Source organism: Kribbella sp. (genome assembly GCF_035687465.1).
Lineage (GTDB): Bacteria > Actinomycetota > Actinomycetes > Propionibacteriales > Kribbellaceae > Kribbella.
Genome location: NZ_DASRXP010000462.1, coordinates 1 through 24,124 on the forward strand (window position 1 = coordinate 1; position 24,124 = coordinate 24,124).

Genomic DNA, 24,124 nt, shown 5'->3' on the forward strand with positions numbered 1-24,124 from the left:
TTCGTGTCGATCGGGTAGCGGGAGTAGACGACCATGCCGTACTGACCCTCGAACAGTCCGAAGCCGAACGCGTCGTCACCGCCGCCGACCTGGCCGTCGTTGTTGAGGTCGAAGCCGCTCGGGATCCCGGTGTTCGACGGCGCGACGTACGCGTACGGGTACCTGATCGGCGCCGCACCGTTGTGCCCGACTTCCAGGTAGTTGTCCCGGAAGAGGTCGACCGCACGCCGCTGCGAGACGTAGTCGAACTCGTTGATCAGCAGGATGTCGGGCCGAACGCGCTGGATCACCTCGGCCACCGCCCCGGCCTGGGCGTTACTCCCGGTGCTCAGGTCGGTCACCAACTGGCCCGCGGCGTTCCGGTTCAGGCTGGCATTGAAGGTCGCTACCCGCAGTGACCCTGCCCAGCCGAAGTCGACCTTCGGCGCGGCCGGGCTGCTCGGCGCCGCGCCGGCGGCGTTGGCCCCGAGGACGGCACCGCCCAGGGCGAGTGCGGAAACAAGGGCGATCGCCAGGCCTCGCGTCGTACGCATGCTGCTCCTCAGATCGGCGGACTGCCCCAAACGCTAACGCCAACCCACCCGCCGGACTTGAACGCCAGATGAACTCTCCGGCACCCGGCCGCTGTGCTCCGCGGGCCGATAGCTCAGGGATGCTCCAGCTTTCGGCCCGGCCGTCTTTCGTAGTACTTCGCACGATCTTTGGCTAGCCTCGTCAGATGAGCACCGCGCCGCGCGCGCGACGGGTCCCTCCAGGCGCCGAGATCGCGCTGGCCGCCCTGGCGGGCGCCGGAACGTTCGTCCTGGTGGCCGTGGTTGTCGCGGGCATCGAGTCCGATGTTCCGCTCGTGCTGCTGGGCGTGCTGCTGGTCGCCGCCGTGGTCGCGCTGGCTCGCCGGGGTGGCATCGCGTACGCCGTTCCGATCGCGATGGCGGGGGTGCTTGCCTATGACTGGTTCCACCTGGCTCCGGTCCATCCGCTGGAGTTCCCCGACACCGCGAACCTGGTGGATCTGCTCGTCTACCTCGCGGTCGGGGTACTGATCGGCGGGCTGGCGGCGGCCGCTACCCGTCATGCCCGGGTCTCCGAGGAGGCGCGAGCCAGGATCGCGGAGGAGCAGGCCGCCTTGCGCCGGGTGGCGACGCGGGTCGCGCAGGGCCTGCCGTCGGACCAATTGCTGGCGACGGTGGCCGAGGAGGCCGGCACGCTGCTCGCTGTCGAGGCGATCCGCATCGCGCGCTACAACGGCGAAGAAGAGATCGTGCTGGTGGCCGAATGGAGTAAACCCGGCTACGACCCGGCTTCCTTTGATCGCGCCAGGCTCGAGGGCAGGAGCGTGTCTGCCGACGTACTCCGTACCGGCCGCGTCGCCCGGATCGACGACTACGACGAGCTCGAGCAGCGGCCGGCCTTCGCCGGAGGGCTGAAAGTCAAGTCCGTGGTCGGCGCTCCGATCCTCGTCGAGGGCCGCATCTGGGGAGTGATGGCCGCCTGGTCGGCCAGTGAGACGCTCCCGGCCGGCACAGAACGGCGCCTGACCGACTTCACCGAGCTGGTGGCGACGGCGATCGCGAACACGGAAGCGCGACGGGAGGTCGAACGGCTCGTGGAGGAGCAGGCCGCGCTACGCCGCGTGGCCACACTCGTGGCGGAGGGCGTTCCGCCGTACGAGGTCTTCGTCGCGGTGGCCCGTGAGATCGGACAGCTCCTGCGGGTCAGTGTGGCGAACGTGTCACGCTACGAGCGCGACGGTACTGCGAGCACCGTCGGCAGCTGGACCGCCGGGGGCATTCCGATTCCGGCCGGGACCCGAGCCGCTCCCGACGACACCACCGTCTCGGGACTGGTCTTCAGTACTGGAACCGCTACCCGACTCGACAACTACGACCGTGCCTCCGGTGAGGTCGCCGCCTATGTTCAGGCGCTCGGGATCCGATCCTCGGTCGGCGCACCGATCAGCCTCGGCGGGCAGCTCTGGGGCGTGGTGGTCGCGTCCTCCGACTCCGACCAGCCGCTCCCGGCGGACACGGAGTCGAGGATCGCCGCCTTCACCGACCTGGTCGCCACCTCGATCGGCAACACCGACGCGCGGAGCAGGATGGCCAGGCTCGCGGATGAGCAGGCCGCTCTGCGGCGGGTGGCGACGCTGGTGGCCCTCGGGGTGCCTCGGGCCCAGATCTTCGAGAGCGTCATCCGCGAGGTCGGGCTGCTCTGCGACGCGGACCTGGCCCGGCTGGAGCGGTACGAGTCGAACGGCACGGTGACCGGCGTTGGGGTCTGGAGCAAGGACAGCGATCACCAGTTGGCCCTCGGCACCAGGTTCGCCCTGGAGGGGTTGAGTATCGCGGCGCTGGTGCACCAGACCGGCCGCCCGATGCGGGTGGACAGCTTCGCCAGCGCCTCCGGCCCGATCGCGCAAGAGGCCCAGGAGCTGGGGATCCGGTCGTCGGTGGGCTGCCCGATCGTGGTCCAGGGCCGCCTCTGGGGTGTGATCGCCGCGTCGTCGCAGCGGGAGGCGCCGTTTCCGTCGGACACCGAGTCCCAGATCGGCGAATTCACCGCACTGGTGGCAACAGCGATCGCGAACTCCGAAGCCAGGGCCGAGGTGAAGCGGCTCGCGGACGGGCAGGCCGCGCTGCGGCGGGTGGCGACGCTGGTGGCGGAGGAGCGTCCGGCCGAGGAGGTCTTCGCCAAGGTCGCCGAGGAGGTCGGCAAGTTGCTGCGCGTCGATGCCACCGGAATCCTTCGCTACGAACCCGACAGCGCGATCCTGGTGGCGGAGTGGAGCGAACGCGAGCTTCGCGCTGCCCGGCGCGACAAGCTCTCCGTCGAGGGGGAGAACATCACCGGGCAGGTCTTCCGGACCGGGCAGCCGGCGCGGTTCGAGTACTCGTCGAACGGCACCGGCGAGGCTGCGGAGGCCGCCCGTGAGATGGGCGTTCGCTCCGCGGTCGGCTGTCCGGTCGTGGTCCAGGGCCGGCTCTGGGGCCTGGTGATCGCCATGTCGATGCAACCTGAGCCGCTGTCGCCGGAGACCGAGACGCGGATCGGGGAGTTCACCGATCTGGTGGCCACGTCCATCTCGAACCTCGAGGCGCGCGCCGATCTCGCCGCGTCCCGGACGCGGATCGTCGAAGCCACCGATCAGACCCGCCGGCGCTTCGAACGCGACCTGCACGACGGGGTTCAACAGCGCCTGGTGTCGCTGATGCTCGAGCTACGGGGCACCGAGACGGTGATGCCGCCCGAGCATGCCAACCTGCGCGCGGAGCTGTCCGAGATCGGCGAAGGACTGACCGGCGTACTCGACGATCTGCGGGAACTCTCCCGCGGCATCCACCCCGCGATCCTCTCGGAGGGCGGTCTCGGTCCAGCCCTCCGCGCCCTCGCCCGGCGCTCGGTCGTCCCGGTGGAGCTGGACGTGAGCGTCGACGGCCGGTTCGCCGAGCGCGTCGAGGTGGCGGCGTACTACGTCATCTCCGAGGCACTCGCGAATACGGCCAAGCACGCCCAGGCCTCGGTCGCGGAGATCCAGGTCGAGTCCCGCGACGGCATCCTCGAGCTGAAGATCCAGGACGACGGCCAAGGCGGAGCCGACCCGACCCGAGGCTCCGGCCTGACCGGCCTCACCGACCGAGTCGAAGCCCTGGGCGGCAAAATCACCATCACCAGCCCCACCACCGCCGGCACAACCCTCCACGTCCAACTCCCCGCCGAACGCCCCTGACCCCGCTGTACTACGGGGTGAGGTCGTCGGAGCGGCCGGCTTTGAGGCGGGACCATTGGGCGATGGGGCGTCCGTTGATGCGTTTGGGGGCCTCGGGTTGCCATTGTTGGGGCCAGCCGGAGGGGGAGTCCTCCCACTGCTCCTGGCGTCCATACACGGTCAGATCCATCAGCGCATAGCTGTAGTCCATCGCCTCGACGCCGCGGAACCACGTCCAGTAGGTCTCGAAGACGCGGTCGCCGTCCCGGACGTAGCACACGAGGCGCATCGTGCCGATTTCCCGCCCGGCAAGGAGCTCATTGAGGGAGGGCTGTGCTGAGTACCACGGCATCTCCCAGCCCATGAAATCGCGGTAGCGGACGCTTTCGTCGTACGGACCCTGGCTGAGGACCGCGTAGCTGATGTCGCGGGAATGGAGGTAGGACAGCTCCGCGACCTGGGTCGTGCACCATGTGCAGCCTTGGCACTGTTCGGCCGCGGGATGACCTGGATGCCACATGAAGTAGTAGGCGATGAGCTGGCGGCGTCCTTCGCACGCGTCGAGCAAGGTGAGCGGCCCGTCAGGCCCGATCAGCTCGCTGTTGGCGTCAACCTCAACCATCGGCAAGCGCCGTCGGGCCGCGGCGATCGCGTCGCCTGCCCGGGTGTGCGCCTTCTCCCGAACCCGCAGCCTGTCCAGCTCGGCCTCGAAAGTGGCCCGGTCGACCGCCGCGGGCAGGCTCAGTACCTCGGGAGCGTCGCCTACCGGACCGCCGGGGTTTGCTGTTTCATCCGTCATGACTGTCTCCCGTCATTGCTTGTTCTCCGTCGTGACCGGGACGTCGGAGCCGGTTCGGCGTACTCGACCTCGCGTCATCGTCGTCTTGGCTGATCGGTTGCAGGTCCTGGTCGATGAGTGTCAGGTGTTCGGGGCCGATGCAGGCAGGTAGGTAGCTGAAGCCGCTGGCGGTTTCGACGAGGTCGGACTGGTCGACATCGTCGATCGCCCACACGTCGACCGGTCCACCGGTGTTGTTCGCCCGGACGAAGAAGTCCACCGTCGACCTGTCCAGGCAGACGAAAACGCCGTCGACCTCCGGCTTAGGACTTCCTGCGATGCCGGCCGCGGTCGTCATGAACGACCAATCGAGGCCGTGCGCCTCGATCGAGCCGCGATTGCGGGAAGAGCTCACGTGGTAGAGGCGGGTCACCGCTGCAGCATAAGCAGCGGCTGACATCGCGCGTGGTAAGCGCTGGGTAACAGCCCGCCCCTTTACTTGCGGGAGTCCTCAGCCCAAAGGAGATGGAATGAAACGCAAGTTGCGCACAGTCGTGTCCGCGGTCGCAGCGCTGCTGGTCATGATCGGGGGAATGATCGGTTCTTCCCAGGCGGCATCGGCCGCGGTTGTGGTCCCGCCGGGTGGGGCGGGAAGCACGTGCAGCGAATACCACTTCGTGACTTCCGAGCACTACTGGCAGACCTGCGCGTGGGCGGACTACCGGTACATCTGGTTCACGGTCAACTTCGGCAACACCGACTCCGACCCGTGGTACCCGGACATGACCTACATCGACTACATCAAGGCCGGCGTCAAGAAGGTCTGTCCCGCCGGTGCCTATGACGACTTCGTCATCACTCCCTTTTCCACCCGGGGCACTGATCGCATGTCCTGTGTTCTCACGCGCGTACGCGGGGCCTTCGCCTCCGTCGGCACCGTCATCGACGGCAAGACTGTGGAGAAGCACAGCCCCACCCTCCAAGTTCAGTAGGGTTCTCCGACCCTGCTGAATCTCGCAGGAACCCCGACGCGGTCGTGCAGGGCGTTTGGGGTTCCTGTGAGGATTTATGAGTGCGTGACGATGTCCAGCTCGTTGCCTTCGGGGTCGGCGATGGTGCAACGGCCCGGAGTCTTGCCGGTGAGGATTCGGCCGCCGGCGGAGATGGCCGTTTCGATGCGGGCCTGGGCCTGGTCGTACGGGACATAGAGGTCGAGGTGGATCCGGTTGCGCTGCCGGCGTCGGTCTTCGTCCGCTGCGTCCAGCTTCTGGAAGAAGATGACTGGATTGAGTCGACGCGGATCGTAGATATCGCTCAAGAACGGCCGTCCATCGTGCTGGTAGCCGAGCACCGTCATCCAGAACGCTTGCACAGCAGGGATATCGACTGCGTCCATGCCGAGTTGTACGAAGCGCGGGCGCGTCTTGTCCGCGGAGAGCCCCAGTTCGTGCGCTGTGGTCTGGATCCGGCTGGCGAGATCCGCGAACCGCCCGGCGCCGAGTACGTCGTCCTCCCACTGGTCCTTGCCGCTGTCGATCGTGACGCCGTCCGGCCGCAGGTCCACCAGCAGAGGCACATCCGCGGCGTCAGACAAACCGGCAACGTCTTTGGCCAGTTCGACTGCCTGTACGGGCGAGGCGGTTGGGTAGAAGGTCATCGCGCCGAACAGCGTGCCCCAGTCGGCGGTCTCCGGCCCTTCTGAGAGAACAGCGCCCGGCACCAGGTCGATCTCGTTTCCGTCGGCGTCGGCGAGCGTGAGCTGGTATGCGCCGTACGGCTCATGCCCGGCAACCGCCCTCACTGCCTCCACAGCCGCGGGTGCCCGAACAATGTCGACGTGGATCCGATTGCGCAGCGGCTGTGGCTGATCCTGGCGCTGGAACGAGATCACCGGATCCCGTCGTAACGGATCCGCGAGGCAGTCGTCACCAAGCGGCTCATAGGCGAGCGCAGTCCGCCAGAACGACATCACCGAATGCTTGTCAACGGCATCAATCACCAGCTGAACAGTCTGCAGTGCTGCCGGATCCGCAACCAGGCCTAGCTCCTTGGCCGTCGCGGAGACCGCGCGGGCAAGGACCACGTCGTCCCGGGTGAGCCCTGTCACGCCGATCCGTACACGTACCCCACCGGCGCGCAGATCCACATCGGGCAGGGCGTCCGTCACTTCGGCGATGCGGCCGACCAACTCCGCACCCACGGTCTGCGACGGCGCGTCAAACCAAGCACTCGCCCCTACCTCGAGCACCCGCCAGTCCTCAACCCCACCCGCCCGCTCGAACTCGCCCAACTTCGTCTTGGCCATGGGCCTCAGAATAGGACGGTATCCGGACAATCCCCGTCCGGAACCTAGGGCGAATGGCAAAAGGAAAGGCAAGGAGTCTGAACTCCTTGCCACACCCAAGGTATAGCGCAGCGGGGGGCTTGCCGCAAGACCGGGGTGGTGCCGCAGAATCGCTAGCCGTAGCAAGAACCTGCGGAAATTCAGGGAGACGGCAACCTTGCTGAAACTTGGGGGATTTCATGATTGACGTGATCATTGCCGGCGGTGGACCGACCGGCTTGATGCTGGCCGGTGAGTTGCGGCTGCACGGCGTACAGGTGCTCGTACTGGAGAAGGACACGGAGCCGACCGAAATCGTCCGCTCGCTCGGGATGCACGCGCGCAGCATCGAGGTGATGGATCAGCGGGGTCTGCTGGAGCGGTTCCTCGCGGTCGGCACGCAGTACCCGATCGGTGGTCGGTACGGCTTCTTCGCCGGCATCACCAAGCAGTCGCCCGAGCGGCTGGAGACGGCCCATGCGTACACCCTCGGCCTCCCACAGCCTGTCACCGACCGGCTGCTGGCCGAGCACGCCGCCGAGGTCGGCGCCGAGATCCGGCGCGGCTCCGAACTGGTCGGGCTGAGCCAGGATGAGGACGAGGTGACGGTTGAGCTGGCCGACGGCACGGAGCTGCGGTCCCGCTACCTGATCGGCTGCGACGGCGGGCGCAGTACGGTGCGCAAGCTTCTCGGCGTCGCGTTCCCCGGTGAGTCCGCCTTGGTCGAGACGCTGCTGGGCGAGATGATGCTGACCGCGTCCCTGGAGACCATCACCGAGGTGAATGTCGAGGTCCGCAAGACCCAGCTGCGGTTCGGCGCCGGGCCAGTCGGCGACGGGGTGTATCGCGTCGTCGTACCGGCGGCCGGGGTGGCCGAGGACCCCCGGGTCCCACCGACCTTCGAGGAGTTCAAGCAGCAGTTGCAGGTGACTGCCGGTACCGACCTCGGTGCGCACTCACCGCGCTGGCTCTCGCGCTTCGGTGACTCCACCCGGCTGGCCGAGCGCTACCGGAGCGGCCGGGTGCTGCTGGCCGGCGACGCGGCTCACGTCCACCCGCCGCTCGGCGGACAGGGGCTCAACCTCGGCATCCAGGACGCGTTCAACCTCGGCTGGAAACTGGCTGCCGAGATCAACGGCTGGGCGCCGGAGGGGCTGCTGGACAGCTACCACACCGAACGGCACCCGGTCGCCGCCGAGGTCCTGGACAACACCCGTGCGCAGGGGGTGCTGATCGCGACAGACCCTAATTCGCAGGCGGTGCGCCGGCTCATGTCGAGACTGATGGACTTCCCTGACGTGAACAAGTACCTGATCGAGATGATCATGTCGATCGGGATCCGCTACGACTTCGGCGAAGGCGATGAACTGCTCGGCCGGCGTCTGCGGGATGTGGAGCTGAAGCAGGGGCACCTCTACGGGCTGATGCGCGCTGGGCGCGGACTCCTGCTCGACCAGACCGGCGGTCTCTCGGTAGCGGGCTGGGAAGACCGCATCGACCACGTCGTCGACACCAGCGACGAACTGACCGTGCCCGCAGCCCTGCTACGCCCCGACGGTCACGTGGCGTGGGTCGGCGAAAACCAGCAAGACCTCCTCACCCACCTACCCAAGTGGTTCGGCGCCGCCGTCAACTGAGCACGCAGTGTGGTTCTAAGTTCCGAACACGCACGAAATCTGAGTGGGTCGGGCCGACGATCTGAGGGGGTGACCATGATGTGGCGGCGCAGCCTGCGCGCCGACGGTGGAGGGGAGCGGCGATCCTCGCCGCCGGTCCTCAAGGGGAGCAATCATGAACCGAAGGTATTCGGCCATCGGAGTATCCGCACTTGCGTTGAGCGCGGCCGCGCTCACGGCGACAGAAGCGTCGGCACGACTGGAACCAGACCCGGCGGACAGGTACACGACCCCGCAATGCAACTACCCGTACCACCCGGTGTGCGAGCTGGTTCCAGAAGTGGGCCCGTTCGAGGCGGCGCCTATCCAGAGTCCGTCGGACGGCGAAGGGGCCGAGGCTCTGCGGATGGGCGCCTCCGCACTTGGTGGTGCCGGCCTCGCGTTTGGTGGACTGTGGCTGTACCGGCGTCGCCACCTGTCAGCTGTCTGAGCGCTGCTGGCCGGTCGTCAGCTGTCAGGGTGGGCGGCCAAGCGCTTGGCGAGTGCTGCCGCTTCCACCCGGGTCGCGGTGCCGGTCTTTCGGAGGATGCTGGAGACATGCACGCTGACGGTCTTGTCGCTGATCACGAGATCCTTGGCGATCTCGCCGTTGGAGCGTCCGGCCACCAGGAAGGCCAGGATCTCTCGCTCGCGCGTGGTGAGGCCGGCGAGCGCGGCTGGTCTTCGAGGCGGGTCCGCGATCGGGGTCGGTACGCGAAGCGTGAGGCGCACCATCCGGGCGAGCGACTCGACCTCCCTCTGCAACGGTCTGGCCCCGAGCTCAACAGCAGTCCCGTGGGCCTGCCGCAACAGCTCGCTCACGTCGGAGCCTGTCGACCCGGCGGCGATCCGAGCGTTGGCACAGCGCAGGCGCGAAACAGCGGCATGCCATGGTGCACCAGCTTCGCGGCATTTCTCGATCGCCTGCTCCCACCGCATCGCCTCATCTGATTGCCCTCGGCAACGGGCGACCTCGGCGGCGAAGAGCGCCGCGAGCATCACCCGGTCGCCGGCTCCTGCCGTGACGGCCTTCTCCGGCCATTGTCCGAGTACTTCGTCCAGCGCGGCCAACGCCCGGATCGCGGTGTCGGTGTCACCGGCATCTCGGCTTGCCACCGCGAGGTCGGCCGCAGCGTTGGCGAAAGCCACGAGGAGTTGGTCCTTGTAGTCGCCGGGCACGCCTTCCGGAGCCATCCGGGTCCGAACCCACTCGAGCGCCTCGAGCGGTTCACCGGTCGCCACGAAGACCTCCGCTCCGGCCAGCGCCAGCTCCTCGCGCTGGCCCGGGAACTCGCCTGGAATCAGCTCCAGTGCCCGATCCAGGTGCTGCCTCGCTGCCGCCAGACTTCCAGACCGGACGGCAAACTTCGCCGCGACCAGCCGAACCTCGGCGCCTGGAATGGATTCGCATCGCGCGGACAACGCGTCCCGCAGCAGACTGCGACAGTCCTCCCATCGCCCCGAGTACAGCATCCCTTCAGCGGCTTGGGCGGCGAGCATGTAGCACCACACCACGTTTCCCATTTGGCGTGTCTCCTCGAATGCTGTCAGGGCGGCCTCGGTCGCCTCGCTGACCAGTCCTAGCTTCAGCAGGTCGATCACGCGGAAGTGTGCGGCTTCCACGCAGCCCGGGCTGTCGTCGCACAGCCGTGCAAGGCGACCGGCCTCTGTCGAATCCGCCAGTGCGGACTCCACATCGTCCAACAGGAGGTGGATATGCCCCCGGACATTGAGCGCGTCCGCCAGCGCCTGTTGTGAACCAGACCTGTGGGCTACGTGCGCGGCTTCCTCAGCGTGTGCCGCGGCCTCCGAGATGACGTGGTCCCGCAGTTCGGCCTCAGCAAGGGTGGCCAGCGCGCTGGCGCGCTGCGGGCTGTCGGGAAACGGTTCTGTCAACTCGACTGCCTCGAGAACCTCTTGGACGATTGCGGTGCCTGAGGTCGGGCGCTGGAACGTGTACTCAGCCAACGAACGAAGGAGTGTGCTGGCCAAGAGCGGCTCCCGAGCGCGATCCACCCGGTCGAGGGCTAGTACCGCGTGGGCAATGGCCGCTTCGAGTTGGCCGGCGTTGTTGCAGGTCAGACTAGTTCGGTACAGCAGGTCGACGTGCTCGGCAGGTGTGCCCCGAACCGCTTGGGGGACCGCGTTCCACAATGAACAAGCCCGTTTGAGGCTGATGGCCTCCTCGGCAGAGGCATGCAGGCCCGCAGCATGGTCCGCCGCTATGAGTGACCACTGGAAGCTCTCGTCGATCTGCCCAGCCCGCTCATGGTGAACCGCGAGGTCTGCCGCTACGTTCCCCCGCAGATCGTCGGGCAGGGACTCAAGCCCACGGATATAAGTCGCGTGGACCCGGGCAGCTTCGCCCGGTGGCATGGCGTCGTACAGGACCTCAGCCAGCAACGGATGCCGGAACCATTGCCGTCCCTGGTCATCGGGCCGCAGCACGCCTTGGTCCTTGGCCTCGGTGAGGCAGGCGGGGAGCATGGCGGGCGCGACGCCGTTGTCTGCCGCCACCTCAGTCAGCACCGCGAGCTCGGTCGGACGGCCGCTGACGGCGAGCACGCGGGTGGCCTGGCGGGCCGCGGGGGACAGCCGGTGCCAGCTCGCCAGCAGCGCGTCGCGGAGCGCGGCCGGTGCAGTCGCCGGCAGGTCTGCTTCCGTCTCCGACAGGCCGCGGACCATGAGCTCGGTGAGATAAGGATTCCCGCCGGAGCGTTCGTGCACCTGGGACGCGAACCCGACGTCCACCATGCGCCCCAACAGGCCTTCGAGCTGGGCCTCCGTCCCCACGAGGCCGAGCCGGTCGAGGTGAACTTCGCTGAACAGCGGCATCCGCCGCATGTCCGCGAGCCAGCCGTGCAGCGGATGACCTTCACCGCGGTGCTCGTCGCGACATGTTGCGAGCACCGCCAGACGCTGCTCGCGGAACCCGGCGATCAGGTAGGCGAGCACGTCCAGCGACGTACTGTCCGCCCACTGCAGGTCGTCGATCACAACGACGGTCCGACCCAGGTCGGCGAGACGGTTGACGACCATGTCGATCGAGGGCAGTAGCCGCCCACGCAGTCCCTTCCGGGCGTCACCGCGCCCCAGAGCCGGAAGCAACACACCGAGGTCACCGGCCCCGGCCAACACCTCCGCTCGGGTCTCCGCGTCAGCACGCGCCAGCCACGCCTGCAGCGCACCGATCACCGGCGCGAACGGGACCGAGGCCTCGCCGAAGTGCACACAGGTACCCCACAGCACTTCGGTGTCGTCGCCCAGACCTTCACACACCTCACGAATCAGCCGGGTCTTGCCCACGCCGGCCTCCCCGTGCACCACCACCGCACACGGGCGTCCGCTCGCGGTCCCCTTCAGAGCACTCGCGAGAAGCTGCTGCTCGACCACCCGGCCGGCGAGCCGGGAGTCCCGCCTTACCGCGGCTCTCCCCACGAACTCAGTGTCCGCCCGCCGGCGTGTTCGGCATACCGTCCAAACTGCTCGTAATAGCGGTAATAAACTGGCCGCTATAGCTTTTAGGCTCAGTACATGACAACGAACGAGCAGATCGTGACCGGTGAGCGCGCCGACATCCTCGACTTTCTGACCAAGCACCGCTACTTCCTGCGCCACACCGCGGAAGGCCTGACCGACGAGCAGGCGAACACCCGCAGTACGGTCAGCGCGCTGACGGTCGGCGGCCTGATCAAGCACGTGACCGCGGTCGAGCAGAATTGGGCCGACTTCGCCCAGACGGGCGGCAGCACGGATGCGCCCGAGGAGACCGAGTACACCCCGGAGCGCATCGCCCAATGGGAGAACCAGTTCCGCCTCGCCGAGGGCGAGACGCTGGCCGGCGTACTGGCGGAGTACGAGAAGGTCGCAGCCGCCACTGACGACCTCGTCCGCACGCTCGATCTGGACACCACCTACGAGCTCCCTGCGGCACCTTGGCAGCCGCCGGGCGTCTTCTGGACGGTACGGCGCGTCTTCCTCCACATAACAGCCGAAACCGCCCAGCACGCCGGCCACGCCGACATCATCCGAGAAACAATCGACGGCCAGAAAACCATGGGCTGACCTCGGGGGATCATGTACTCGCCAACGGACGTCGGATATCGGTGCTGGGAGGATTTCGTGGGCGGCTCGGGGTACGCGATCATGGCTCTGCGGGACGATGACCCCGAGGTGATCTCGGGGGCGATGACCGCGATCGGCTGGGAGAAGCCGGTGTCGCAGTACGAGAAGTATGTTGCGGATCAGCGGGCCGGGCTGCGCAGCGTGCTGGTGGCGACGGTCGACGGGGAGTACGCCGGGTACGTCACGGTGTGGTGGGAATCGCCGTACGAGCCGTTCAAGGGGATCCCTGAGATCCAGGACTTCAACGTGCTGCCGAGGTTCCGCCGGCGGGGGATCGGTACCGGCTTGATGGACGCCGCCGAGGCGCTGGTCGCCGAGCGGTCCGACGTGGTCGGTTTGGGCGTTGGCCTGTACGCCGACTACGGCACGGCCCAACGGATGTACGTACGCCGCGGCTATATCCCCGACGGCCGCGGCATCCTCTACAACCTCAAGCAGGTCCCACCCGGCGAACTGGTCCGAAACGACGACGACGCCACCCTCATGTTCACCAAGTCACTATGCGGCTGATTTGCGTGGGCTTGTGCCGACGGACAGGTAATGGGCGCCTGCTGTGCGTATCTCACGCCTAGCAGTAGCCACTCTGAGGCCTCAGACCCCACCATTTCCTGTCGGTCGGCACGCCAGCATCCACCGACGGGGCGATAGAAGCTCCCTGTCATCCTGCCGATTGAACCGACCGCGCTCGCGGTTCGGGCACTGGCAACGGTGGCGGCAGCGGAGTAACGATGGTCCGGCGCGCTCTTCGGCGGGGAAAATGCCAAGCGCTGGGGCTTGGAAGGTGCCAGGATGCCGGCATGGTTGCGCGCGCGTTGAGCTTCGGGGCGGTGGCGGAGGCTTACGAACGGTTCCGGCCCGGGTACCCCGCGGAACTCCTCGATCTGGTGATGGCGTACGCCGGTGGGCCGATCCGGACCGCCCTCGAGATCGGCGCCGGGACAGGCAAGGCGACGCGCCTGTTCGCGCAGGGAGGGATCGCGGTCACGGCGACCGAGCCTGACGCGGCCATGCTCGCCGAAATGCGCAAACACGTGCCGGCCAACGTCACAACCGTGCAAGCCGCATTCGAGGACCTGCCGCCGGATTCGTCGTACGAGCTGGTGTATTCGGCTGCCGCGCTTCATTGGACCAACCCTGAAGGCCGGTGGGACCGCATGGCCGCACTCGTCCGACCGGGTGGCGTGTTCGCCTCGTTCGGTGTACCGATCCAGCTGGCCGACCCCGCCCTCAAGGAGGCCGCGCGCGCCGCACGTGCGCCGTACCTGGAGGAAGACGGCGTCCCGTCGCCCGACGGCACACCCGCGGATCGCCCGATGCAATGGCCCGGCACAGAGCTCCAGCAGTCCGAGTGGTTCACCGATGTCCGGCAGTCGGTGATCGAACGGCGCCTGACAATCAGCGCCCACGACTACATCGGACAACTCTCGACGGTCTCGGCCTACGTGATGCTGGAGCCCGCCGATCGAGACCAGATCTTCCGCCGAACCCTCCAGGTCCTCCCCGAAACCGTGGAACTCAACGCCGAGATCCATGTCCACCTCGCCCGACGCCACCACTAGCTGGACACCCAACTGATGCCCTGACCGTCGGGCCAGTACACGTACTGACCCGGCCAGGGACTTTCAGAAGACGTGGATCGGGCGGAGTTCGATGGTTTCGCCGGGGCCGGCGAAGGTTTGGGCTACGGCGTCGCTTCTCCTTGTGCGGGGGCGAACGCGTCGACGTAGGGAAGTGGGCGAGGGCTAGGGGCCGTAGGCGGTGAGGAACCGGTCCCGGAAGGCATCCATCGGCAAGACCGGTCCGCCGTCGCCCGGCCGCAGCCCGTCCCGCCAGCCCCAGTCCGCCACCCGAGCCGTCACGGCCGGGTCGGCGGCGATGATACTCACCGGCACGTCGCGGCTCGCTCCCTCGCCGGAGACGATGCTGGCCGGCTGGTGGTCGCCGAGGACGACGAGCACCAGGTTGGGGTCGTGGGCCTGCTGTACGAACGAGGTCACGGCGTCGAGCGAGTAGGCGACGGACTGTGCGTAGGCGGCCTTCACCCGGTCCGGATCCGGCCACACGTCGTCCGGCGAGTGGCCTTCGGCCGGCATCGGGTCGAAGACCGAGCCGTCGCCGACCTGGCTCCAGTCGACGAGCCGGGGGAGCGGTGTCCAGGGCGTGTGGCTGGAGACCAGGTCGACCTCGGCCATGACGGGAGCGCGGTTCCGCTGCCCGAGCTCCAGGCGCTGGAGCGCGGCCAGGGTGTACTGGTCAGGCATCGAGGCGTAGCTGAACGACGGCCCGGCGTACCCCACGTTCCGGCGGTCGTAGACCTGTTCGTAGTGGTAGTACGCCTTCGCCACCGACCAGTCCTCGTCGTTGGACGGTACGTCGGCGACGGTCCGCCAGCCCGCGCGACCGAACGCGTCGGTGAGGGTGAGCCGATCGCGGGTGACGAGGTGGTCGTACCGCCGCTGGCTGTTCACCCACACCCCGGACTGCAGGGTGGAGTGTGCCAGCCAGCTGATGCCGCCGAAGGTCGGCGAGGTGAGGAAGCCGGTGCGCGAGGAGAAGCCGGCCTGCTGCAGCCGCTTGTCCCCCGCATCGAGCGCCGACTGGACCACAGGGTAGTCGAGCGCGGTGCGTCCGTAGCTCTCGACGAACACCAGTAGCACATCCTTGCCCCGCAGGCGGGTCAGCAAGTCGTTGCTTGGGGTGTTGCGGAAGGGATCCTGCTCGAGCGCCCGTTCGAAGTCCCGCTGGTCGTTGAGGTCGTCATGGACCTGCGTTGCGAGCCGCGCCGCGGCGGCCGAGGCGATGTGTCCGTCCGGGTCCGGCTGGGCGCCGATCAGTGCGGGGACCAGCGCGATCACGGCCAGGACGGCGACGATCCGGATCGACGGCCGTCGGTGTCTCCCCACGAGCCGGGTCAGTCGCAAGGCCGACAGCGCCAGCAGGCCGAGCAGGGCCACGCAGAGCAGCCCGGCTCCGATGAGGACCGCGATGGCGCCTACGCGGCCGATCGAGTCGCCGAGCAGGCCTAGCGCGGAGCCGGCGTACCCCGAATCGTAGACGGGGTGGAAGGGACGGTCGAAGGCGAGGTAGAAGCCTCTGTCGAGCAGTCGCACGATCGCGAGCACCCCGACGAGGAGACCGCCGCCCACTGCGAGGATCCGTGCGAGTCTCGGCGGCAGCATCAGTACGAGGACGACGAACACCAGGCCCTCGACCGGGATCCGCAGGAAGGCGGCCGGCGATAGGTTGCTGGTGTGGTCCGGCACGAGGAGAGCAGCCCAGATCAGGAGCACTGCCAGCACCGACGTCACGGTGGCACGAGGGCCGGGCGGGATTCCGGCCAGGCGCCGCAGCCCCCAGATGTGACGGCCGAACGACTCGGCCAGCAGTCCCAGCGCGATCAGCAGCACCACGGTGGTCACGGCGTCGGGCAGGATGTCGGCTGCCGCGAGGGTCAGCGCGATGCCCACGATCGCGGCAACCACCTTGGCCCAGTAGCGGGGCGGGAGCGAACCGCGCAGCCACGGCAGCGCCCAACCGGCGGCCACGAACACGTAGCGGGCCGCACCGATCGCGAGCACCCACCAGCCCGTCGTAGGTGCGACGTACACGCTCAGGACCAGAATGAGGAACGCGTCGACCTCCATGTCGAAGCGCGCCCCGAACGCCGAAGCGGTCCCGGTACGCCGAGCGATCTGACCGTCCACTCCGTCGAGGATCAGTGCCACCGTCGAGAGCGCCACGAGGGGCGCCACCGGTGCGTGGCCACCGAACGAGTCCGCCGTGAGCGCCGCGACCCCACAGGCGAGGACCGCGCGAGCCAGTGTCACTCTGTCCGCCGGCCGCAGCCCGTCACGACGGTAACGCGCCAGCGCGCGGGCGAGCAGGGCAGCAAGACCGGCTCCGCAGGCGACGCCGGTCGCCCAGCCGGCGGCATCGAGGCCGGTGGTCGCCGCGAGGACACCGAGGAGCACAAGCAGGCAAGCGAAGCCGGTCAGCGGGCCGGTCAGGATACGGCTGCGCACTCGCCCCTGAACCAGATGCACAGTGCCTCCGTATCTAGTGGTACGAGAGTTCATACGAGAACAGCGACGCTTCGGTTCATCCGGGCGGGAGAAGAGGCTACGGTGCCGACCGATGCACGCGCGTTCTGGATCCGCGAACCCGGCCGGAGCGAGATCCGCCCGGTCCGGCTACCGGAGCCAGGTCCGGGCGAAGTGCTGGTGCGCACGCTGCGGTCCGGGGTGAGCCGGGGCACCGAGACGCTGGTGTTCCGCGGCGGTGTACCGGAGTCTCAGTACGACGTGATGCGGGCACCGTTCCAGGAGGGCGACTTCCCCGGCCCGGTGAAGTACGGCTACTTGAACGTCGGCATCGTCGAGTGGGGTCCGGACGAGCTGCGCGGGCGCACTGTCTTCTGTCTTTTCCCCCACCAGACGGCATACGTGGTGCCCATCGAGGCCGTGACAGTGGTCCCTGACGAGGTCCCACCGGAGCGGGCCGTTCTCGCCGGGACGGTGGAGACCGCGGTCAACGCACTGTGGGACGCCGCGCCACTGGTCGGCGACAGAATCACGGTCGTCGGCGCCGGCATGGTGGGGTGCTGCGTCGCCCGGTTGGTCGGTGGCATGCCAGGAGCGAAAGTGACCCTAGTGGACGTCGACGATACGCGCGCGGACACCGCGACCGCCCTCGGCGTCGACTTCGCGCGGCCCGAGGACGCGGCCGGCGGGCAAGACCTGGTGATGCACGCCAGCGCGACGTCCACCGGTTTGCAGCTCTCCCTGAACCTGCTCGCCGCGGAGGGCACCGTCGTCGATCTCAGCTGGTACGGGGACCGGCAGGTCCAGCTGTCCCTCGGTGGCGCATTCCACTCCCGCCGCCTGGGCATCCGGGCCAGCCAGGTCGGCCTCGTCGCGGCCGCCCGGCGTGGACGGCGTACCACCGCCGAGCGGCGCGCGCTCGCGCTGGACCTGCTCCGGGACCCGGCCTTCGACGCGCTGCTGACCGGCGCATCCCGCTTCGACGAGCTGCCCGAGGTGATGGCCGGACTGGCCTCCGGACAGCTGCCCGCGCTCTGCCACACGCTGACCTACGACGAAGGGTAGGACCTATGTTCAGTGTCACCGTTCGCGACCAGATGATGATCGCGCACAGCCTCCGTGGCGTTGTGTTCGGGCCGGCGCAGCGTCTGCACGGAGCGACGTACGTCGTGGACGCGACCTTCGCCCGGGAGGAGCTCGACTCCGACGACATCGTGGTGGACATCGGTCGGGCCGCCGAGGAGTTGCACGGCGCTCTTGCGGACCTCAACTACCGCAACCTCGACGAGGTGCCCGAGCTGGCCGGCCGCAACACCACCACGGAGGTCCTCGCCAAGCTGATCGCGGACCGGCTCGCCGACCGTGTCGCGGCCGGCGGGCTAGGGGAGTCCGCGAGGGGGCTGGCCCGGATCGGGGTGACGCTGGGCGAGTCGCCCATCGCGTCGGCGGGCTACGAGCGCCCGTTGTGACAGCGGTGCACGTCGTGGTCCCGGACGGGATCGACGACCCGAGTCGGCCGAGCGGTGGCAACGTGTACGACCGCCGGGTCTGTCGCGGGCTCGTGGCGCTCGGCTGGTCCGTCCACGAGCACGCCGTGGCGGGCCAGTGGCCCCGGCCCGACACGGCGGCCCGCTCGGCCGTGGCTGCGGCGCTGGCTCGGGTGCCGGGCGGCGGGCAGGTGTTGGTCGACGGCCTGCTGGCGTCCGTGGCTCCGGAGGTGCTGGAGCCGGAGGCCGACCGACTGCGGCTCGTCGTACTCCTGCACATGCCGCGGGACGAGCCGCGCGAGGTCGCCGCGCTCTCGGCGGCGTCCGCGATCGTGGCCACGAGCGACTGGACCCGACGGTGGCTGCTCGACCACTACGCGCTGCCCGAGGATCGTGTGTACGTCGTACCGCCGGGCGTCGACGTGGCCGACGTTGCACCGCCTTCGCCATCCGGCGGGCGGCTGCTCTGCGTCGGAGCCATCACCCCGGTCAAGGGCTACGACGTGCTGCTCGATGCGTTGGCCACGATCGACGACCCGGCCTGGCGATGCGCATGCGTCGGCTCACTGGACCGCGACATGGAGTTCGTCGACGTGCTGCGCCGGCAGGCCGAGGACAGGGGGCTCGGCGACCGGGTGTGCTTCACAGGCCCGCTCACGGGCGCGGAACTCGAGCGCGCCTACGCGGAGGCGGACTTGCTGGTGCTGGCCTCGTACGCCGAGACCTACGGCATGGTCGTCACTGAAGCGCTCGCCCGCGGGCTGCCGGTCGTGGCCACGGACGTCGGTGGGGTGCCGGAGGCTCTCGGCCACGCCGCCGACGGCAGCCGGCCCGGCCTGCTGGTCGGGCCGGGCGACCCACAGGCTCTCGCGCAGGCGTTGTCCCGGTGGCTCGGGGACCCCTGCGAGCGCACGCTGCTCCGCGCCGCGGCCAGGTCCCGGCGACTGACGCTGTCGGACTGGTCGCAGACCTCACGGGAGCTGTCGGCCGTGCTGACGGAAGTCGCCGGGTGACCGGATGAACCAGCGGCGGATCATGGCCGTATCACTGTAAGAGGCCTCAACTACGAGATCGGAACCGCCATCAGCCGAAGCATCTGGAGGTGGGCCCGCCTGGCGGGCGGCGCCGCGATCCTCGCTGTTCTCGTGTGGCGGGTGGGCGCCGGCCCGTTGGTGGACGGGCTCCGACTGACGACCGGATGGGCGCTCGCCGCCGCCCTGGCGATCACGTCGCTGACCACGTTGTGCTGTGCGTGGCGCTGGAGGCTGGTCGCGGGCGGGCTCGGCGTCGGGATGCCGCTGAGGACAGCGGTGGCTGCGTACTACCGGTCCCAGTTCCTCAACGCCACGCTGCCCGGCGGAGTGGTGGGCGACGTCCACCGGGCCGTGCGCCACGGGCGCGACCTCGGCCACCTGGGCCTGAGCCTCCGGGCCGTCGCTTGGGAGCGGGCGTCGGGGCAGGTGGTACAGCTGGTGCTGACACTGGGGGTGTTGCTTCTGCTGCCCCTGCGCTCAGGCTCGCTTCTTCTCCTGGTCGCCTGTCCGGTCGCGGTCGTCGCCGGTGTCGCGCTGGTCGCCGTATCTCTGCGCCTGAACCCACGTCGCCTCCCGGCCCGGATCGCGCGCGCCGTCACTACCGATCTCCGCGACGCGGTCCTCGCGCGGCGGGCCTGGCCGGGCATCCTGCTCGCCTCTGTCCTCACCGTGCTCGGCCACGCCACCGTGTTCCTGGTCGCGGTGCGGGCGACCGGGATAGACGTGTCGCTGGGTCGGCTGCTGCCACTGGCACTGGTCGTGCTGATGGCCTCGGCGGTGCCGGCAAACATCGCCGGCTGGGGCCCGCGCGAGGGCGCGGCCGCATGGGCGTTCGGCTCGGTCGGGCTGAGCGCGGCGCAGGGAGTCACCGTGGCGGTGGTGTACGGCGTACTCGCGCTGGTGGCCACTCTGCCCGGAGCCGTCGTCGTGCTGGCTGGGCGACGGCGCCCCCGGGACGGTGCGCGCGGCCCGGCCGAGGCGCAGCCGGAGCGAGTCGGGAGCGTTGTCGATGCCTGATCGCCCCTACACCCTGCTCAGCTGCGGCATATCGATCGACGGCTACCTCGACACTGCCACCGACGAACGACTGCTGCTGTCCAACGATGCCGACCTCGACCGGGTCGACGCCGTCCGCGCGGACAGCGACGCGATCCTCGTCGGTGCCGCCACGGTCCGCAATGACAACCCCCGGCTGTTGGTGCGGGCCTCGGCCCGGCGCGCCGGGCGCGCCGCCCGGGGCCTGCCGCCGACACCGATCAAGGTGACCGTCACCAGCAGGGCCCGGCTGGACCCACGCGCCAACTTCTTCGTCACCGGCGACTCCGAGAAGCTCGTCTACTGCCCCGGCGACGCCGTCGCCGAGGCTCGTTTCCGGCTCGGGGCGGTGGCCACGATCGTCGACGGCGGTCGGCGGGTCGACATGTGCCGGATGAGCGAGGACCTGCACGTGCGTGGCGTACGTCGGCTGATGGTCGAGGGAGGCGGGACGGTGCACACCCAGTTCCTCACCGCCGGCCTCGCGGACGAGCTGCACCTGGTCGTGGCGCCGTTCTTCGTCGGCGACTCCCGGGCGCCGCGGTTCGTCGGCGACGGAAGCTTCCCGTGGAACCCCGACTGCCACGCCCGGTTGGCGGATGTGCGCAGGATCGGCGACGTCGTACTCCTGCGCTACGCGCTCTCGGAGCGCTTCTGCCAGGACTGAAGCAGGACTGAAGGAGAACACGATGCACCTGCCCACGGCGACGATCCGTACCCAGATCATGCTGCCGCTGCGGTTCGCGGACGGGTTCGGCACGACCGCACGCGTCTACTCCTTCGACGGACTCGCTGACGGGCGAGAGCATCTGGCTCTCGGCCTCGGCGACCGGGCGGCGGCGGTCTGCGTGGACACGGGGGGACCGCCGCTGGTCCGGGTCCACAGCGAGTGCTTCACCGGCGACGTACTCGGGAGCGAGCGGTGCGACTGCGGGCCGCAGCTGCTCGAGGCTGTCCGGCGCATCGAGGAGGTCGGCGGGTTCCTGCTGTACCTGCGCCAGGAAGGCCGCGGCATCGGTCTGTACGCGAAACTTGACGCGTACGCGCTACAGGACGGCGGCCTCGACACGTACGATGCCAACCTGGCGCTGGGCTACGCCGAGGACGGGCGCGACTACACGGTCGCGGCCCAGATGCTTCGTGCCCTGGGCGTGGACCGGGTCGCACTGCTGAGCAACAACCCCGATAAAGCTGCCCAGCTGGATCGGCTCGGAGTGACCGTTGCGGAGCGGGTGCCGACCAGGATGCACCTCAACGCGACCAACGCCCGCTACCTGGCCACGAAGGCTCGACGAGGCGCGCACACGTTTGACCTCCCGTCCGGCGAGCGGTTCGACGCAGAGGCGTAGGTCAGGGACTGGTAGCTGCCGGCGCCACGATGATTCACCGAGCGCGCAGGCCCTCAGCTGGGCCGCGCCAGCAGATCCAGGTGGTCCACAGTGACGGACAGCCGGCCGGTGGCTGCCTCGGCCAAGCGTCGCCGTGCGTACGACGGGGCCTCGGCGCCCAGCTCCGGTCGCTGCTCGCATGCCGCCGCTAGCCAGCCGGTGAACCACTCGGCCGCCAGAGCGGCCTGACCGGGGCCGAGCCGCCACGGGCTTGGGCGGACCAGCACGTCGAGGCCCAGCCGGGTGAAGCCGTCCACCGCGGTGCCGACCGCGTCGGGACCGAGGAGCCTTCCGGCGCTGGTTGTACGTCGCTGGTGGGCGTTGAACGCGTCGGTGACGCGTTGGTCGAACGGATCGCTCGGTGTGAGTTCGACGCGACCGGTGACGCTGAGGGCGATCAACACGGGGCAGCCCGGGCCGGCACAGGTGGCGACGAATCGGCCGAGCTCCTCCGCGGTCATCATGTCCAGCAGCGCAGAGGCAGTGATGAGGGCTGCGCCCGCCAGCTCTTCGGGCTTCAGCCGGGTGATGTCGCCTTGACGGGTTTCGATGGTCACCGGGGCTCCGTCGAAGGCATCGCCCGGCGGGTCCGCAGCGGCGAGGGTGAGCAGCTCGGCGTCCCGGTCATACATGACCCAGTGTTGGGGTCCGGTCAGCTGCACGGCGAGCCAACGGGCCATCGACCCGCTGCCGCAACCGAGGTCGTGAATGGCCGTCCCGCCGTCGGTCGGCAGGTACCCCCGGACCTCGTCGACGAGCTCGGGCGCCCGGGCTGCCGCGTCGGCCAGCTCCCGCAACCTGAGCCACTCGGCGCTGGCCCGGGCCTGGCCGGTCGTCATACCGCCTCCTCGCACGCGCCCGGCGCGCGCGCCCGGATCGCCAACGCCTGACTCCGCACGAGCCAATCACCTCGCCTCAATTGAACCGGACGATAGCAATGTTCACAGCTACTGCTTGTCTGTCGGGAACTGCACGAGTGGCGCTGCTGTGGCAGCGGTAGCCGTTGGGGTTCTTGTAGAGGTACTGCTGGTGGTAGCAATACCGCGTGGGCGACAGAAGCGGCCAGCGTCGACGACTGCGTGGAAGTCGCTGGCCAACTGATGCCCTGACCGTCGGGCCAGTACGACGTACTGGCCCGGCCAGGGACTTCAGAAGACGTGGATCGGGCGGAGTTCGATGGTTTCGCCCGGGCCGGCGAAGGTTTGGGCTACGGCGTCGGCGCGTTCCGGGGTGTCGACGTCGATGAGGAAGAAACCGGCCAGGTGTTCCTTCGACTCCGAGTACGGGCCGTCGGTGACGACCGGGCGGCCGGAGTAGCGGTAGAGGCGGGACGTGGCCGGGTCGCCCAGGGCCTCGCCGCCGAGGAGTTCGCCGTTGGCCCGGAGGTCGCTCAAGAGCTTCTCGAAGTCCGAGTTCAGCCGGTCCCGCTCGGCCTTGGGGAGGGCCCGGTGCTCGGCCACGGTGTCGCCGGTCGGGTGGCCCCACGGCTGCGGGTTGGAGTGGATCAGTACGACGTACTTCATCAGAGATCCCTAACGTCGGAGCAACCGCTGGTCGGCCCTCTCGAAGCTACATCGGGGCCGACCCGCGACTCTCGACATTTCAGCCGTTCAGCTCGGTCACTCGGGGAATGGGACGCCGGTCTTGCTGTGGCAGCGGTAGCCGTTGGGGTTCTTGTAGAGGTACTGCTGGTGGTAGCCCTCGGCGTAGTAGTGCGCGCCGAGGGGGGCGATCTCGGTGGTGATGTCGCCGTAGCCGAGGGGCTTGATGACCGGGGCGTACAGGTCGCGCGTGCGCTCGGCTTCCGCGCGCTGCTCGTCGGTGGTGTAGTAGATGGCCGACCGGTACTGCGAGCCGAGGTCGTTGCCCTGGCGCATTCCCTGGGTCGGGTCGTGGGTTTCCCAGAACACCTTCAGCAGGTCGGTGAACGTGGTCTTGGTCGGGTCGTAGACCACCCGGATCGCCTCCGTGTGACCAGTACGCCCGGTACAGACCTCGTCGTACGTCGGGTTCGGGGTGTAACCGCCCGCATACCCGACGGCCGTGGTGTAGACCCCCGGCTGCTGCCAGAAGATCTCCTCGGTGCCCCAGAAGCAGCCGGTGCCGAACCAGACTTCCTCGAAGCCGGGGGGAGCGGGTGCGGTCTGCGGCGTACCGAGCACGATGTTGTCCGCCGGTACGGCGTATCCGGGCTCGACGCGGCCGGGCAGGGCGGCCTCGGGCTCGACCAGGGCTGTATTGCGCTTGAAGAACGACATCTCACGCCTCTCGCAGAGTGACTCTCACAGTGTCCCAACGCCCCGCCCCCAGGGGAACTTCCCGGCCGTAATTACGGGACGTCGACGTCAGGCGATCATGGCGCCGGTACGCCGGGGAGGTGGTCCCGCCGCCAGCCCCGCATACGAATCGGCCAGTCGCTGTACTGCGTCGCGCAGCGTGTCCGGGTCCAGGGTGTACGGCAAGCGGATGAAGCTCTCCAGACCCCCGTCCGGGGAGAATCGCGAACCGGCGACGAGCAGCACCCCATGACGCTGGGCGACCCCGACCAGGCTC

22 protein-coding genes and 1 pseudogene are annotated in these 24,124 nt (G+C 68.8%); 13 read left to right on the plus strand and 10 right to left on the minus strand.

Annotation, left to right across the window (positions count from 1 at the left end; genetic code table 11):
* Nucleotides 1–533: endonuclease/exonuclease/phosphatase family protein (locus tag VFG33_RS24205; RefSeq protein ID WP_325055234.1), on the minus strand; the 533-nt coding region annotated here is incomplete at its 3' end.
* A gap of 185 nt (nt 534–718) precedes the next feature.
* On the opposite strand from VFG33_RS24205, the gene VFG33_RS24210 reads away from it, so the two are divergent.
* Nucleotides 719–3,727: a GAF domain-containing protein gene (locus VFG33_RS24210; protein ID WP_325055235.1), complete on the plus strand. Its 3,009-nt coding sequence runs from the start codon at nt 719–721 to the stop codon at nt 3,725–3,727.
* A gap of 10 nt (nt 3,728–3,737) precedes the next feature.
* On the opposite strand, the gene VFG33_RS24215 is transcribed toward VFG33_RS24210, so the two are convergent.
* Both VFG33_RS24215 and VFG33_RS24220 read right to left on the minus strand, forming a co-directional pair.
* Nucleotides 3,738–4,505 (minus strand): DUF899 family protein, encoded by a 768-nt coding sequence (locus tag VFG33_RS24215; protein WP_325055236.1) that lies wholly within the window; start codon nt 4,503–4,505, stop codon nt 3,738–3,740.
* Nucleotides 4,495–4,917, minus strand: a complete 423-nt coding sequence (locus VFG33_RS24220) for a hypothetical protein (protein WP_325055237.1) — start codon at nt 4,915–4,917, stop codon at nt 4,495–4,497. The genes VFG33_RS24215 and VFG33_RS24220 overlap by 11 nt, the downstream gene beginning before the upstream one ends.
* Nucleotides 4,918–5,014: 97 nt before the next feature.
* On the opposite strand from VFG33_RS24220, the gene VFG33_RS24225 reads away from it, so the two are divergent.
* Nucleotides 5,015–5,476 carry a hypothetical protein gene (locus tag VFG33_RS24225; protein ID WP_325055238.1) on the plus strand — a complete coding sequence of 154 codons (462 nt, stop codon included), beginning with the start codon at nt 5,015–5,017 and terminating at the stop codon, nt 5,474–5,476.
* Nucleotides 5,477–5,550: 74 nt separating this feature from the next.
* Here the strand turns inward: VFG33_RS24225 and VFG33_RS24230 are convergent, their stop codons facing one another.
* Complete coding sequence (locus tag VFG33_RS24230; protein WP_325055239.1) at nt 5,551–6,789, minus strand: VOC family protein; 1,239 nt, start codon at nt 6,787–6,789, stop codon at nt 5,551–5,553.
* Between the two features lie 218 nt (nt 6,790–7,007).
* Here VFG33_RS24230 and rox point away from each other — a divergent pair, with 218 nt between their 5' ends.
* Both rox and VFG33_RS24240 read left to right on the plus strand, forming a co-directional pair.
* On the plus strand, nt 7,008–8,444 hold the full coding sequence (gene rox / locus VFG33_RS24235; protein ID WP_325055240.1) for a rifampin monooxygenase: 1,437 nt from the start codon (nt 7,008–7,010) through the stop codon (nt 8,442–8,444).
* Between the two features lie 154 nt (nt 8,445–8,598).
* On the plus strand, nt 8,599–8,913 hold the full coding sequence (locus tag VFG33_RS24240; protein ID WP_325055241.1) for a hypothetical protein: 315 nt from the start codon (nt 8,599–8,601) through the stop codon (nt 8,911–8,913).
* A gap of 17 nt (nt 8,914–8,930) precedes the next feature.
* Here VFG33_RS24240 and VFG33_RS24245 read toward each other — a convergent pair whose 3' ends face one another.
* A complete protein-coding gene (locus VFG33_RS24245) occupies nt 8,931–11,900 on the minus strand; it encodes a helix-turn-helix transcriptional regulator (protein ID WP_325055242.1) in 2,970 nt (989 codons plus the stop codon).
* Between the two features lie 96 nt (nt 11,901–11,996).
* Between VFG33_RS24245 and VFG33_RS24250 the strand changes: the two genes are divergently transcribed.
* From VFG33_RS24250 to VFG33_RS24260, 3 genes are all read left to right on the plus strand, one after another.
* Entirely contained in the window at nt 11,997–12,527 is a 531-nt protein-coding gene (locus VFG33_RS24250; protein WP_325055243.1) for a DinB family protein, read from the plus strand.
* A 57-nt stretch (nt 12,528–12,584) separates the two neighbouring features.
* The gene (locus tag VFG33_RS24255) at nt 12,585–13,097 is read left to right on the plus strand and encodes a GNAT family N-acetyltransferase (RefSeq protein ID WP_325055244.1); all 513 of its coding nucleotides are present in this window, start codon (nt 12,585–12,587) and stop codon (nt 13,095–13,097) included.
* A 287-nt stretch (nt 13,098–13,384) separates the two neighbouring features.
* Nucleotides 13,385–14,146, plus strand: coding sequence for a class I SAM-dependent methyltransferase (locus tag VFG33_RS24260; RefSeq protein ID WP_325055245.1), 762 nt, complete (start codon nt 13,385–13,387; stop codon nt 14,144–14,146).
* Nucleotides 14,147–14,329: 183 nt separating this feature from the next.
* Here the strand turns inward: VFG33_RS24260 and VFG33_RS24265 are convergent, their stop codons facing one another.
* Nucleotides 14,330–16,609, minus strand: coding sequence for a CDP-alcohol phosphatidyltransferase family protein (locus tag VFG33_RS24265; protein WP_325055246.1), 2,280 nt, complete (start codon nt 16,607–16,609; stop codon nt 14,330–14,332).
* Between the two features lie 102 nt (nt 16,610–16,711).
* Between VFG33_RS24265 and VFG33_RS24270 the strand changes: the two genes are divergently transcribed.
* The 6 genes from VFG33_RS24270 to VFG33_RS24295 all read left to right on the plus strand — a co-directional run bounded on the left by VFG33_RS24270 (nt 16,712) and on the right by VFG33_RS24295 (nt 21,532).
* Nucleotides 16,712–17,692, plus strand: coding sequence for a zinc-dependent alcohol dehydrogenase (locus tag VFG33_RS24270; RefSeq protein ID WP_325055247.1), 981 nt, complete (start codon nt 16,712–16,714; stop codon nt 17,690–17,692).
* A gap of 5 nt (nt 17,693–17,697) precedes the next feature.
* Nucleotides 17,698–18,096: a 6-pyruvoyl trahydropterin synthase family protein gene (locus VFG33_RS24275; RefSeq protein WP_325055248.1), complete on the plus strand. Its 399-nt coding sequence runs from the start codon at nt 17,698–17,700 to the stop codon at nt 18,094–18,096.
* Nucleotides 18,093–19,127, plus strand: coding sequence for a glycosyltransferase family 4 protein (locus VFG33_RS24280; protein ID WP_325055249.1), 1,035 nt, complete (start codon nt 18,093–18,095; stop codon nt 19,125–19,127). Before VFG33_RS24275 ends, VFG33_RS24280 begins: the two co-directional genes overlap by 4 nt.
* Before the next feature lie 99 nt (nt 19,128–19,226).
* Nucleotides 19,227–20,165 carry a lysylphosphatidylglycerol synthase transmembrane domain-containing protein gene (locus tag VFG33_RS24285; RefSeq protein ID WP_325055255.1) on the plus strand — a complete coding sequence of 313 codons (939 nt, stop codon included), beginning with the start codon at nt 19,227–19,229 and terminating at the stop codon, nt 20,163–20,165.
* Nucleotides 20,158–20,850 carry a RibD family protein gene (locus tag VFG33_RS24290; RefSeq protein WP_325055250.1) on the plus strand — a complete coding sequence of 231 codons (693 nt, stop codon included), beginning with the start codon at nt 20,158–20,160 and terminating at the stop codon, nt 20,848–20,850. Before VFG33_RS24285 ends, VFG33_RS24290 begins: the two co-directional genes overlap by 8 nt.
* 22 nt (nt 20,851–20,872) lie before the next feature.
* Nucleotides 20,873–21,532 carry a GTP cyclohydrolase II RibA gene (locus VFG33_RS24295; protein WP_325055251.1) on the plus strand — a complete coding sequence of 220 codons (660 nt, stop codon included), beginning with the start codon at nt 20,873–20,875 and terminating at the stop codon, nt 21,530–21,532.
* Nucleotides 21,533–21,585: 53 nt separating this feature from the next.
* Here the strand turns inward: VFG33_RS24295 and VFG33_RS24300 are convergent, their stop codons facing one another.
* The 4 genes and pseudogenes from VFG33_RS24300 to VFG33_RS24315 form a co-directional block, all read right to left on the minus strand.
* Nucleotides 21,586–22,410 carry a class I SAM-dependent methyltransferase gene (locus tag VFG33_RS24300; RefSeq protein ID WP_325055252.1) on the minus strand — a complete coding sequence of 275 codons (825 nt, stop codon included), beginning with the start codon at nt 22,408–22,410 and terminating at the stop codon, nt 21,586–21,588.
* A gap of 309 nt (nt 22,411–22,719) precedes the next feature.
* Nucleotides 22,720–23,094 carry a YciI family protein gene (locus VFG33_RS24305; protein ID WP_325055253.1) on the minus strand — a complete coding sequence of 125 codons (375 nt, stop codon included), beginning with the start codon at nt 23,092–23,094 and terminating at the stop codon, nt 22,720–22,722.
* A 96-nt stretch (nt 23,095–23,190) separates the two neighbouring features.
* Nucleotides 23,191–23,829 carry a peptide-methionine (S)-S-oxide reductase MsrA gene (msrA, locus tag VFG33_RS24310; RefSeq protein WP_325055254.1) on the minus strand — a complete coding sequence of 213 codons (639 nt, stop codon included), beginning with the start codon at nt 23,827–23,829 and terminating at the stop codon, nt 23,191–23,193.
* Between the two features lie 87 nt (nt 23,830–23,916).
* Nucleotides 23,917–24,124: pseudogene (locus VFG33_RS24315) on the minus strand (MocR-like transcription factor YczR); the annotation flags it as partial.

What these genes read in the sequence shown, in the direction of transcription:
- VFG33_RS24240 (WP_325055241.1), top strand. Translation starts at nt 8,599, where the DNA reads ATGAACCGAAGGTATTCGGCCATCGGAGTATCCGCACTTGCGTTGAGC.
- VFG33_RS24300 (WP_325055252.1), bottom strand. Translation starts at nt 22,410, where the DNA reads ATGACGACCGGCCAGGCCCGGGCCAGCGCCGAGTGGCTCAGGTTGCGG.
- rox (WP_325055240.1), top strand. Translation starts at nt 7,008, where the DNA reads ATGATTGACGTGATCATTGCCGGCGGTGGACCGACCGGCTTGATGCTG.
- VFG33_RS24225 (WP_325055238.1), top strand. Translation starts at nt 5,015, where the DNA reads ATGAAACGCAAGTTGCGCACAGTCGTGTCCGCGGTCGCAGCGCTGCTG.
- VFG33_RS24275 (WP_325055248.1), top strand. Translation starts at nt 17,698, where the DNA reads ATGTTCAGTGTCACCGTTCGCGACCAGATGATGATCGCGCACAGCCTC.
- VFG33_RS24305 (WP_325055253.1), bottom strand. Translation starts at nt 23,094, where the DNA reads ATGAAGTACGTCGTACTGATCCACTCCAACCCGCAGCCGTGGGGCCAC.
- msrA (WP_325055254.1), bottom strand. Translation starts at nt 23,829, where the DNA reads ATGTCGTTCTTCAAGCGCAATACAGCCCTGGTCGAGCCCGAGGCCGCC.
- VFG33_RS24295 (WP_325055251.1), top strand. Translation starts at nt 20,873, where the DNA reads ATGCACCTGCCCACGGCGACGATCCGTACCCAGATCATGCTGCCGCTG.
- VFG33_RS24215 (WP_325055236.1), bottom strand. Translation starts at nt 4,505, where the DNA reads ATGACGGATGAAACAGCAAACCCCGGCGGTCCGGTAGGCGACGCTCCC.
- VFG33_RS24210 (WP_325055235.1), top strand. Translation starts at nt 719, where the DNA reads ATGAGCACCGCGCCGCGCGCGCGACGGGTCCCTCCAGGCGCCGAGATC.
- VFG33_RS24290 (WP_325055250.1), top strand. Translation starts at nt 20,158, where the DNA reads ATGCCTGATCGCCCCTACACCCTGCTCAGCTGCGGCATATCGATCGAC.
- VFG33_RS24230 (WP_325055239.1), bottom strand. Translation starts at nt 6,789, where the DNA reads ATGGCCAAGACGAAGTTGGGCGAGTTCGAGCGGGCGGGTGGGGTTGAG.
- VFG33_RS24250 (WP_325055243.1), top strand. Translation starts at nt 11,997, where the DNA reads ATGACAACGAACGAGCAGATCGTGACCGGTGAGCGCGCCGACATCCTC.
- VFG33_RS24260 (WP_325055245.1), top strand. Translation starts at nt 13,385, where the DNA reads ATGGTTGCGCGCGCGTTGAGCTTCGGGGCGGTGGCGGAGGCTTACGAA.